We start from the raw sequence: 12,102 nt of genomic DNA, 5'->3' as shown, positions 1-12,102 counted from the left end.
CCGCCAGGAGGCCCCCCGCATGCCTGCCAGAGCCGTCAGAGCTGCAACTCTTTTCGCCACCACCGCACTTGCCGCAGCCGCCCTCACCGGCCCGGCGCCGCAGGCCGCCGCGGCGACGCCCGGCGACAAGGACGTCACCGCCGTCCTCTTCGAGTGGCGCTTCGACTCCGTCGCCAAGGCCTGCACCGATGCGCTCGGGCCCGCCGGGTACGGGTACGTCCAGGTCTCGCCGCCCCAGGAGCACATCCAGGGCCCCCAGTGGTGGACCTCGTACCAGCCCGTCAGTTACAAGATCGCCGGGCGGCTCGGCGACCGCGCCGCCTTCAAGGCCATGGTCGACACCTGCCACGCCGCCGGGGTGAAGGTCGTAGCCGACTCCGTGATCAACCACATGGCCGCCGGCGACGGTGTGGGGACCGGGGGGTCTTCGTACACGAAGTACGGGTACCCGGGGACCTACTCGGGTTCCGACATGGACGACTGCCGCGCCACCATCTCCAACTACCAGGACCGGGCCAACGTCCAGAACTGCGAGCTCGTGCAGCTCGCCGACCTGGACACCGGCGAGGACTACGTACGCGGGCGGATCGCCGGGTATCTGAACGACCTGCTGTCCCTCGGCGTCGACGGCTTCCGGATCGACGCCGCCAAGCACATGCCCGCCGCCGACCTCGCCAACATCAAGTCCCGCTTGACGAACCCCTCCGCCTACTGGAAGCAGGAGGCGATATACGGCGCCGGCGAGGCCGTCTCGCCCTCCGAGTACCTCGGCAACGGCGACGTGCAGGAGTTCCGCTACGCCCGGGACCTCAAGCGGGTCTTCCAGAACGAGAGCCTCGCGTACCTGAAGAACTTCGGCGAGGCCTGGGGGTACATGCCGAGCGGGCAGTCCGCCGTCTTCGTCGACAACCACGACACCGAGCGGGTCGGCGACACCCTCAACTACAAGGACGGCTCCGCCTACACCCTTGCGAGCGTCTTCATGCTGGCCTGGCCGTACGGGTCCCCCGACGTGCACTCCGGGTACGAGTGGACCGACAAGGACGCCGGTCCGCCGAACGGCGGCTCGGTGAGCGCCTGTTACTCCGACGGGTGGAAGTGCCAGCACGCCTGGCGGGAGATCTCCTCCATGGTGGGCCTGCGCAACGCGGCCCGCGGCCAGGCCGTCACCAACTGGTGGGACAACGGCGCCGACCAGATCGCCTTCGGGCGCGGGGCCAAGGCGTACGTCGCCATCAACCACGAGGCCGCGGCCCTCACCCGGACCTTCCAGAGCTCGCTCCCGGCCGGCGACTACTGCGACGTCCAGAGCGGGCGCACCGTCAGCGTGAACTCCACCGGGCAGTTCACCGCCACCCTCGGGGCCGGTACCGCCCTCGCCCTGCACGTCAACGCCCGTACGTGTACGGGTGGTACGGCCGCGGCCGGCGCCGCCTTCGCAGTCAACGCCACCACCGTCACCGGGCAGAACGTCTACGTCACCGGGGACCGCGCCGAGCTCGGCGGCTGGAACACCGCCGGCGCCCTCAAGCTCGACCCGGCGGCCTACCCCGTCTGGAAGCTGGACGTGTCGCTCCCGGCCGGGACCGCGTTCTCGTACAAGTACGTACGCAAGGACGCCGCGGGGAACGTCACCTGGGAGAGCGGCGCCAACCGCACCGCGACCGTCCCGGCGAGCGGCAAGGCCGTGCTCAGCGACACCTGGCGCAACTGACCCCGCACCCACACACCCACCCCACCCCCACCGACCAGGGCCGCCCGGCGTTCACGAACCCCCGCCATCCGCCGGGCGGCCCTCATCCACGCGACACGTAACCAAGGAGACCCGCCTTGATACGCCCCGCCGCAGGAGTGCTCGCAGCCGCCCTGGCCGTGACGCTCCTGCCAGCCCTCCCGGCCGCGGCCGCCGCGCCGCCCGCCCCGCCGTCGGACGCGAAACTGGCCGCCGAGCCCGCGCGGCACGACCTGACCCGGGACCAGTTCTACTTCGTCCTCCCGGACCGGTTCGCGAACGGCGATCCGCGCAACGACACGGGCGGCCTGACCGGCAGCCGGCTGGAGACCGGGCTGGACCCGACGGACAAGGGCTTCTACCAGGGCGGCGACCTCAAGGGGCTGGCCGACCGGCTCGACTACATCAAGGGGCTCGGGACCACCGCCATCTGGATGGCGCCGATCTTCAAGAACCAGCCGGTGCAGGGGAAGGGGGCCGACGTCTCCGCCGGGTACCACGGTTACTGGATCACCGACTTCACGCAGGTCGACCCGCACTTCGGCACGAACGCCGACCTGGAGCGGCTGATCGACAAGGCGCACGCGAAGGGGATGAAGGTCTTCTTCGACGTCATCACCAACCACACCGCCGATGTCGTGGACTACCGGGAGCAGTCGTACTCTTACCTGTCGAAGGGTGCCTTCCCCTATCTGACGAAGGACGGGGTGCCGTTCGAGGACTCCGACTACGCGGACGGGAAGCGGAAGTTCCCGCGCGTCGATGCCGAGTCCTTCCCGCGGACCCCCTTCGTGCCCGAGGCGAAGAAGAACCTGAAGGCTCCCGCCTGGCTCAACGACCCGACGATGTACCACAATCGGGGCGATTCCACCTTCGCCGGGGAATCCTCCGACCAGGGTGACTTCTTCGGCCTCGACGACCTGTGGACCGAGCGGCCCGAGGTCGTCAGCGGGATGGAGAAGATCTACGAGAAGTGGGTCAAGGACTTCTCGATCGACGGCTTCCGCATCGACACGGTCAAGCACGTCAACACCGGGTTCTGGACGCAGTGGGCCACCGCCCTCGACAAGTACGCGGCCCAGCGCGGCCGGAAGAACTTCTTCATGTTCGGCGAGGTCTACTCCGCCGACACCGCCGTCACCTCCCCGTACGTGACGCAGGGCCGCCTCGACGCCACCCTCGACTTCCCGCTCCAGGACGCGATCCGCGCGTACGCCTCCCAGGGCGCGGGCGCCTCGCGGCTGGGCTCCGTACTGGCCGACGACTACCGGTACACCACGGACAAGGCGAACGCGTACGAGCAGGTCACCTTCCTCGGCAACCACGACATGGGCCGCTTCGGGAGCTTCCTGAAGCAGGACCGGCCGGGGGCGGGGGAGCAGGAGCTGCTGGACCGGTACCGGCTCGCCAACGAGCTGATGTTCTTCTCCCGGGGCAACCCGGTGATCTACTCCGGCGACGAGCAGGGGTTCACGGGCGCGGGCGGCGACAAGGACGCCCGGCAGCCGCTGTTCGGCACGCGGGTCGCCGACTACCTGGACGACGACCAGCTCGGAACGGTGCGCACACACGCGAGCGATGCCTACGATCCGGGACACCCGCTCTACAAGCAGATCAGTGCTCTCTCGAAGCTGACGAAGGACCACCCGGCCCTGCGGGACGGCATCCAGAGTGAACGTTTCGCCGACGGATCCGTCTACGCCTTCGCCCGGACCGACCGCGGATCCCGTACCGAGTACCTCGTCGCCGCCAACAACGCCGCCGAAGCGCGGACCGTAGAGCTCGACGCCCCGGCCGGCGCCCAGTACCGCACCCTGTACGGCGGCACCGCGCTGCTCCGCGCCTCCGCGGCCGGCAAGCTCACCGTCACCGTCCCCGCCCTCGGCTCGGTGGTCCTCCAAGGCAGCGCCCCCCTCGCCGCCCCCGCCACCAAGCCCGCCCTGACCCTCAAAGCCCCTGCCCCCGGCGCCACCGGAACCGTCGAGCTCTCCGCCGACGTCACCGGCGGCGGCCTGAACCGGGTCGTCTTCGCCGCCCAGACCGGCACCGGGAAGTGGCAGGTCCTCGGCTCCGCCGACCACGCCCCGTACAAGGTCACCCAGCACATCACCGCGCCCGCCGGCACGGCCCTGCGCTACAAGGCCGTCGTCGTCGATTCCCGAGGCCGCACCGCGAGCGCCCTCACCGAGTCCGTCTCCGGCCAGGCCCCGCCCACCCCGGTCCCCACCGCCACCCAGCGCGACTACGCCGTCGTCCACTACCGCCGCCCCGACGGCGACTACGCGAACTGGCGGCTGTACGCGTGGGGCGACCTCGCGGACGGCGAAGCTGTTCCGTCAAAGGCACAGCCGGCCGGGCACGACTTCACCGGCCGCGACGCGTACGGAGCCTTCGCCTACGTCCGCCTCAAGCCCGGCGCCTCCTCCCTCGGCTACCTCGTCATCGACAAGGACGGCAACAAGGACGTCGCCACCGACCGCACCCTCGACGTGACCAAGAGCGGCGAGGTCTGGCTGGAGCAGGGCAAGGAGGCGGCCACCACCGACCGCCCCGCCTATCCGCCCCAGGACCAGGCCAAGGCCGTCCTCCACTACCAGCGCGCCGACGGCGCCTACGACGGCTGGGGCCTGCACGTCTGGACCGGCGCCGCGACCCCGACCGACTGGTCCAAGCCGCTGCCGCCCACCCGCACCGACTCCTACGGCGCCGTGTACGAGGTCCCGCTCGCGGCCGGCGCCACCAGCCTGAGCTACATCCTCCACAAGGGCGACGAGAAGGACCTCCCCTCCGACCAGTCCCTCGACCTGAAGGCCACCGGCCACGAGGTCTGGATGCTGGGCGGCCGGGCCCCGTACCTCCTGCCGCAGCCCGCCGGCTCCTCCGCCGCCCTCGACCTCACCAAGTCCGAGGCCGTCTGGATCGACCGCTCCACCCTCGCCTGGAACGCCCCCGCGGCCGCCGCCTCCGTCCAGCTCCTCGCCTCCGGCGAGGGCACGATCACCGCGGAGAACGGCGTCCTGCACGCGGACGGCGCCGCGTGGCTGCGCCTGGCCAAGACCGAACTCACCGCCGCCCAGAAGCAGAAGTTCCCGCACCTCGCGACGGACTCCGCCTACTCCGTCGACCCCCGCGACCGCGACCGCGTACGCGAGGCCCTGCGCGGCCAGCTCGTCGCGAGCGCCCGCGCCGCGAACGGCGCCGTGCTCGCGGCGACCGGAGTCCAGCTCGCCGGCGTACTCGACGACCTGTACGCGAACACCGCGGCCCTCGGCCCGGTCTTCAAGGACGGCCGCCCCACCCTCTCCGTCTGGGCCCCCACCGCCCGCCAGGTCGCCCTCGAACTCGACGGCCGCACCGTCCCCATGCGCCGCGACGACACCACCGGCGTCTGGTCGGTGCGCGGCGAGCGGAGCTGGACCGGCAAGCCCTACCGCTACGACGTGACCGTGTGGGCCCCGAGCACCCGCCAGATGGTCCGCAACCTCGTCACCGACCCGTACTCCACCGCCCTGACCACGGATTCCACCTACAGCCTGGCCGTCGACCTGGCCGACCCGAAGCTGGCCCCGCCCGGCTGGCGCGCCCTGCGCAAGCCCGCGCCCGTCCCCTTCACCTCGGCGCAGATCCAGGAGCTCCACATCCGCGACTTCTCGGTCGCGGACCGTACGAGCACCCACCCCGGCCAGTACCTGGCCTTCACGGACACCGGCTCGGCGGGGATGCAGCACCTGCGCGCGCTGGCCGCGTCCGGCACCTCGTACGTCCACCTCCTGCCCGCCTTCGACATCGGCACGATCCCGGAGAAGGCCTCCGACCGCACCGAACCCGCCTGCGACCTGAAGGTGTACGCGCCGGACTCGCCCGAGCAGCAGGCCTGCGTGGCCGCAGCCGCCGCGAAGGACGCGTACAACTGGGGCTACGACCCGCTGCACTACACCGTCCCGGAGGGCTCGTACGCGAGTGACCCGAACGGCACGGCCCGTACGGTCGAGTTCCGCAGGATGGTCCAGTCGCTGAACGGCGCCGGCCTGCGGACCGTCATGGACGTGGTCTACAACCACACCGTGGCGTCCGGCCAGTCCGACAAGTCGGTCCTCGACCGCATCGTGCCGGGCTACTACCAGCGGCTGCTGGCGGACGGCTCGGTCGCCAACTCCACCTGCTGCGCCAACACGGCACCCGAGAACGCCATGATGGGCCGGCTCGTCGTGGACTCGATCGTCACCTGGGCGAAGGAGTACAAGGTCGACGGCTTCCGCTTCGATCTGATGGGCCACCACCCGAAGGCGAACATCCTGGCCGTCCGCCAGGCCCTCGACGCGCTGACCGTCGCCAAGGACGGAGTCGACGGCAAGAAGATCATCCTGTACGGGGAGGGCTGGAACTTCGGCGAGGTCGCGGATGACGCCCGCTTCGTCCAGGCCACGCAGAAGAACATGGCCGGCACCGGCATCGCCACCTTCTCGGACCGCTCGCGCGACGCCGTCCGCGGCGGCGGCCCCTTCGACGAGGACCCGCGCGTCCAGGGCTTCGCCTCCGGCCTGTTCACGGCCCCGAACGCCTCGCCCGCGAACGGCACCGCGGACCAGCAGCGGGCGCGGCTGCTGCAGGCCCAGGACCTGATCAAGGTCGGACTGTCCGGCAACCTCGCCTCGTACGCCTTCACCGACAGCGCGGGGCGGCACACCAAGGGGTCCGAGGTGGACTACAACGGCTCCCCGGCCGGGTACGCGGCGGCTCCCGGCGACGCCCTCGCGTACGCGGACGCCCACGACAACGAGACCCTGGCCGACGCCCTGGCGTACAAGCTGGCGCAGGGCACCTCGGCCGCGGACCAGGCCCGGATGCAGGTCCTGGCGATGGCCGTCGGCACCCTCTCGCAGGGCCCCTCGCTCTCCCAGGCGGGTACGGACCTGCTCCGCTCGAAGTCGCTGGACCGCAACTCGTACGACAGCGGCGACTGGTTCAACGCCGTCCACTGGGACTGCCGCGAGGGCAACGGCTTCGGGCGCGGCCTGCCCCCGGCCGCCGACAACGGCTCCAAGTGGCTCTACGCGAAGCCGCTGCTGGCCGGCGCCAAGGCACCGGGCTGCGCCGAGATCACGGGCGCCTCCGCCGCCTACCGCGACCTGCTGCGGATCCGTACGACGGAACCGGCGTTCGCCCTCACCACGCCGGAGGCGGTCCAGGCGGCGCTGGCCTTCCCGCTCTCCGGCACGGACGAGACCCCGGGGGTGATCACCATGACCCTCGGGGACCTGGTGGTGGTCTTCAACGCCACCCCCGCCGCCCGGACCCAGCGCATCCCGGCCCTCGCGGGCACCGCCTACGCCCTGCACCCGGTCCAGGCGGCCGGCTCCGACCCCGCGGTCAAGCAGGCGGCGTACGACGCGAAGACGGGAGAGTTCACGACCCCGCCCCGCACGGTCGCGGTCTTCACCCGGAACCGGTAGCTCACACGACGGTGAGCTGATCCAGCCGCTTCTCCAGCAGGATCACCCCGTACACGTGGCCGTCCTTGCCCTCCTTGTGGGGGAACTCCCCGACCACCCGGTAGCCCGCACCCCGGTAGTACGCGAGCAGCCGGGGGTTGGTGGAGACGCAGTCCAGCCGCGCCCGCGGCAGTCCGGAACCGGCGATCCGGCGCTCGGCATGTTCGAGTATCCGCCGTCCGGCCCCCGCGGGCGCGGTTTCGCGTTCCACCATCAGCCGGTGCACGTAGCCGGCGACCGGCGGCTGCACGCCCCAGGCCTCCTCGTCGGACCACCACAGCTCGTACGCGCCGACGATCCGCCCGTCGGCGTCCCCGGCGAGCCACACCTCGCCCGCGCGCATCTTCGCGAGGAAGTGCGCGGCGTCCTTGTCCCCGGGCTTCCACTGGTCGATCCCGTGCTTGCGCATCCACCGGGCGGCCTGGTCGTACAGGGCCACCAGCGTGGCGGCGTCCTTCTCCACGGCACGCCGGAACAAGAGTTCGTCATTAATGATCACGGGCGCATTATCACGCGGATGATCGCCGGGAGTCGGGAACGGCGGGCTCCACGCTCGGGGGCACGAGCCCCACGAGCCGCCCCACCAGCTCCCCGAACGGCCCGTCGGCCGGCTCGTCCGCGAGGATCCGGCCCAGGATGGCGGCCATCTCCGCGTCGTACGCGGCGCTCACGGCGGCCAGCGCGGCGAAGTCGTGCACGAGCTGCAGCTCCAGCTCGGCCCGCGGTATCTTCCGCCCCTCCAGCCAGATCAGCGCGGTGGACTCCGCGAGCGACACCCAGGACCGCACCACGAGCTGCAGCCGCGCGGGCGGGTTCTCGATGCCGATGTGCGTGACGATCTGCTCGTACGCGGCCTGCCGGACCTCGTCGATCATCGCGTTGGTCCGGTTGCTCCCGACGGCCGGGCCGCCGCGCATCAGCGCCGAGAAACCGGGCCCGTGGTCGTCGACGAACGCGAAGAACCGGCCCATGACGCGCAGCAGACGCGCCCCGAGCGGCCCCTCCCGAGGCTCCACGAACCGCTGCGCGAGCTCGTCGGCGGCCCGCCGCAGTGCGGCCTCGTACAGGCTCAACTTGCCAGGGAAATAGTGGTAGACGAGCGGCCGCGATATCCCGGCGGCCGCCGCGATCTCGTCGATCGACACGTCGTCGGGCGACCTGAGGCTGAACAGCTCCAGGGCCACCCCGATCAGCTGCTGCCGCCGCTCCTCGACACCCATCCTGCGCCGCGTCCCGGTAGTCATGCGCCACACCCTACTGGGCCTGCGGCAACGCTCAGAGGTCGAGGACCAGGTGATCGTCCTTGGCGCGGGAGACGCACAGGAGCATCGAGCCCTCGCGCTCCTGGTCCGTGAGGAGGGTGTCGCGGTGGTCGACCCGGCCTTCGAGGACGCGGTGTTGGCAGGTGCCGCAGAAGCCCTGTCCGCAGGAGTACGGGGTGTCGGGGAGCTCCCGGCGGACCGCGGCCAGGGTGGATTCCTCCGCCGCGACCTCGATCGTGCGGCCCGAGCGGTGGAGTTCGACCGTGAAGGGGTGGGAGGCGCCGGTCGCGGGGGTCGCGGTGAAGCGCTCCAGGTGGACCGGGGTGCCGGGTGGGGCCGCCGCTTCGACCGCCTCCATCAGGGGAGCGGGACCGCAGCAGTAGACCAGGGTGCCCGGGCCCGCCGAGGCGAGTGCGGCCAGGTCGGGGAGGCCCGCCTCGTCCTGCGGGGTGAGGGTGACCCGGGAGCCGTACGACTCCAGTTCGGCGAGGAACGGCATCGAGGCGCGGCTGCGGCCGCCGTACAGGAGGGTCCAGTCCGCGCCCGCCGCGGTGGCCGCCCGCAGCATCGGGAGAATGGGCGTGATGCCGATTCCGCCCGCCACGAAGAGGTACGAGGAGGACGGCTCCAGCTCGAAGCGGTTGCGGGGCGGGCGTACGGGGAGTTCCGCGCCTTGCAGCAGCTGGGCGTGCGCCTCGCGGGAGCCGCCGCGGCCGTCCTCGACCAGCCGGATCGCGATCGTGTAGCGGCCCGCGTCCGCCGGGTCGCCGCAGAGGCTGTACTGGCGGACCAGGCCCGAGGGGAGCTGTACGTCCACGTGCGCGCCCGGGCTCCACGGCGGGAGCTCCGCCGATTCGAGGGTCAGCATCAGGACCCCGTCCGCGGGCTCCGTACGGGACACGATCAGGGCGGGCAGCCAACGGCGCGGGGAGTGGCCCGAGATCGGGGTCTCCAGCGCCGGCAGGGGCCACAGCGGGGAGCGGGCGATGCGCCCCCGCAGGGCGCGCCGGGTCAGCAGCGCCGCGCCCGCCACCGCGGCCAGCTTCAGGGCGCGGCTCATGCCGTGGCACCGCCGTTCGCGCCGGGGGAGGAGGCCAGGTAGGCCACGGCCTGGGCCGTCGATCCCTCCTGGGAGGGGTGGTACGTACGGGAGAGGTACGTCGGGATCGACTTGAACATCGCGCCCGCCGAGGGCAGCGTGCCCTGCCGGCCCGCCCGGAAGAACTGGCCGAGGGAGGCCTTGGCGGCGGTCAGCTCGGGGTCGTTCTCCATGAAGAAGCGGGCGCCCCGCTGCCACAGGAAGACGAGCGCCGTGAACGCGGTGGCCCAGGTCCGGGCCCGCCGGTGGTAGCCGCCGTCCACGTGCATGAAGAGGTCGAAGGCCACCGAGCGGTGCTCCACCTCCTCCGCGCCGTGCCAGCGCAGCAGGTCCAGCATCACGGGGTCCGCGCCCCGGCGGTCCAGTTCGTCGGCGTTGAGCACCCAGTTCCCCAGGAACGCCGTGTAGTGCTCGATCGCCGCGATCAGCGCGACCCGCTCCATGAGCCACCAGTGGCGGGCCTTGCCCGGGGGCAGCGTCCGGTCGCCGAGCAGCTTCTCGAAGAGCCAGTCCACCTGCGCCGTGTACGGGGTCGGGTCCAGGCCCAGCCGCTTCAGGTGGGGGAGCACGTCGTCGTGGGCGGCGGCGTGCATGGCCTCCTGGCCGATGAACCCGACGACGTCCGCACGCAGTTGCTCGTCCTTGATGTACGGGAGCACCTGCTTGTAGACGTGCACGAACCAGCGCTCGCCCGCGGGCAGCAGCAGGTGCAGCACGTTGATGGTGTGCGTGGCGAACGGGTCGCCGGGCAGCCAGTGGAGCGGGGTGTCCTCCCAGCCGAAGGACACGTTCCGGGCCTTGAGCTCCATGTGTTCCGCCGCCACGGGGGCGGGCGCGTGCGGCGTATTAGACATGGCGTCAATGTACTGAGGGGTAGGGGAGAGGAAAACCCCTCTGCGGCCATCAAGTTTCCGGCCAGGGTCGCCCTGCATGCGGTCCTGGACGCGCCGAAGTCCCCCGGGCGGGCATGCCGCGCCCGGGGGACTTCGGGATCCTGGTTACCGCCCGGCGTGCCCGCTCGCGAGTGCCCACTCGCGGTTGAGGGCGCCCAGCGGGATCTTGCGCTCGAAGAGCGGCGTGCCGAACAGGGAGAGCTGGAGGTGCAGGTTCCCGCTCAGGTCGAAGCCGCCGTACAGCGCCCAGTCACCGCTGAGGGAGGTCTTGCCGTCGCTGGACGCGCTCGCCTTGGCCTCGGCCTCGCCGCGCAGGTACGGGGCGAAGTCCGCGCTGACGCCGACGGCCCCGTACAGGCCGACGGAGGCCTCGGCGCCGAGCGCGCCCTTGACCTTGCCGGAGGCGGTGACGGTCGCGGTGACCGGCGTGCTCTTGACGTTGGACTGGCTGACCGGCGTCCAGCCCTTGCCCAGGGCGTAGCTGCCGCCGACCTTGAAGTCACCCTTGACGTCCTGCTGGACGTCGAGGGTCACGCGGCCGTCGGCCTCCACCTGGACGTAGCAGGTCAGGTCGAGGTTGACCACGACCGGCACCGGGCCGACCTGGATGACCGGAGCGCTGTGCAGCTTGGCGAACGGGATCCGCTTGGGCGCTCCGGTGCTCGCGGCGGCGCGGCCCTGGAGCTTCCACTGCGAGGACCAGTCGCCGCTCATGCCGAGGAAGGCGCCGCGCGGCCCGGAGCCGCCGCCCTGGGTGCCGTCGTACGAGAACTCCACCTGCGGGGCGAGCTGGACGAAGCCGGAGACCGAGGCGCCGGCCGAGGCGGGGGCGTCCGGGGCGGTGTCCACGGCGGCGTTCACGTCGAGCCGCAGGTTGCCCAGGGGCAGCTTCGCGCCCTCGGGGCCGAACTTCACGCCCCCGGTCTTGGCCCAGGAGAAGGTGACGCCCTTCATGAGGGGCTCGACGGTGACCGAGGACGGGTCGACGGGGACCTTGCCGTCGGCCTTGTCGTCGTTCAGGACGGAGGCCAGCGTCGTGGAGGCGGTCTTGACCTCGGTGCCGCGGTCGGTCTTCCCGACGACCTCGGTGACCTTGGCCAGCAGGCCGTTGGGGGCGCCGGGCGCCGGCGCGCTGGCGATGACGTCGCCGACCGCGACGGGCTTGTCGGCCTCGGGGGACTTGCCCGGCTCCGGGGACTTGCCCGTGCCGGGGTTCTTGCCCGGCTCCGGCTTCTTGCTCGGGGAGGAGGACGGGGCGGGCCCCTGCGGGGCCTTGGCTATGACGGCCCGTCCGGTCGCCTGGTCGTACGAGGCGACCTTCAGCGAGGACTGCTCCGTCCTGCCCTTGCCGCCGGCGCGGGCCACGGCCGCCGGCGTCGGCGTCCCCTGCGGGGCCGCGGCCACGTCGAGCTGTTGCGACGTGCCGTCGGCCGAGGGCGCGAGGGTGGCGGGGGCGGCCGCGTCGGCGGCGCCGGTGTGGGGAGTGGAGGAGCAGCCGGTGGCGGTGAGCGCGAGTGTGGTCAGGCCGGGGAGCAGGAGCCGTCGGGCGAGCATGCGCACGTGGGGGAACCTTCAGTACGTGAGGGGTGTGGACGGGTTACCGAGAGGTAACCGGAATCCGATC

General features: G+C 71.8%; 7 protein-coding genes. 2 read left to right on the top strand and 5 right to left on the bottom strand.

Going from position 1 to position 12,102, the window contains the following annotated elements:
• Window positions 1-19: 19 nt before the first annotated feature.
• The gene (locus OG509_RS12100; protein WP_406182384.1) at window positions 20-1,714 is read left to right on the top strand and encodes a carbohydrate-binding module family 20 domain-containing protein; all 1,695 of its coding nucleotides are present in this window, start codon (window positions 20-22) and stop codon (window positions 1,712-1,714) included.
• A gap of 116 nt (window positions 1,715-1,830) precedes the next feature.
• The gene (pulA, locus tag OG509_RS12095) at window positions 1,831-7,185 is read left to right on the top strand and encodes a pullulanase-type alpha-1,6-glucosidase (RefSeq protein WP_406182382.1); all 5,355 of its coding nucleotides are present in this window, start codon (window positions 1,831-1,833) and stop codon (window positions 7,183-7,185) included.
• 1 nt (window position 7,186) lies between these two features.
• On the opposite strand, the gene OG509_RS12090 is transcribed toward pulA, so the two are convergent.
• The 5 genes from OG509_RS12090 to OG509_RS12070 form a co-directional block, all read right to left on the bottom strand.
• Window positions 7,187-7,723 (bottom strand): GNAT family N-acetyltransferase, encoded by a 537-nt coding sequence (locus tag OG509_RS12090; protein WP_406182380.1) that lies wholly within the window; start codon window positions 7,721-7,723, stop codon window positions 7,187-7,189.
• A gap of 10 nt (window positions 7,724-7,733) precedes the next feature.
• Window positions 7,734-8,468, bottom strand: a complete 735-nt coding sequence (locus tag OG509_RS12085; protein WP_406182378.1) for a TetR/AcrR family transcriptional regulator — start codon at window positions 8,466-8,468, stop codon at window positions 7,734-7,736.
• Window positions 8,469-8,499: 31 nt separating this feature from the next.
• Window positions 8,500-9,546, bottom strand: coding sequence for a PDR/VanB family oxidoreductase (locus OG509_RS12080; protein WP_406182376.1), 1,047 nt, complete (start codon window positions 9,544-9,546; stop codon window positions 8,500-8,502).
• Complete coding sequence (locus OG509_RS12075; RefSeq protein ID WP_406182374.1) at window positions 9,543-10,439, bottom strand: metal-dependent hydrolase; 897 nt, start codon at window positions 10,437-10,439, stop codon at window positions 9,543-9,545. Before OG509_RS12075 ends, OG509_RS12080 begins: the two co-directional genes overlap by 4 nt.
• 144 nt (window positions 10,440-10,583) lie before the next feature.
• Window positions 10,584-12,038: a hypothetical protein gene (locus tag OG509_RS12070; protein ID WP_406182372.1), complete on the bottom strand. Its 1,455-nt coding sequence runs from the start codon at window positions 12,036-12,038 to the stop codon at window positions 10,584-10,586.
• Window positions 12,039-12,102: the final 64 nt, after the last annotated feature.

The organism is Streptomyces sp. NBC_01006 (assembly GCF_045162725.1).
GTDB lineage: Bacteria > Actinomycetota > Actinomycetes > Streptomycetales > Streptomycetaceae > Streptomyces.
Note: the sequence above shows the minus strand (reverse complement) of the source record. Positions and strands in the feature narration are given on the sequence as shown.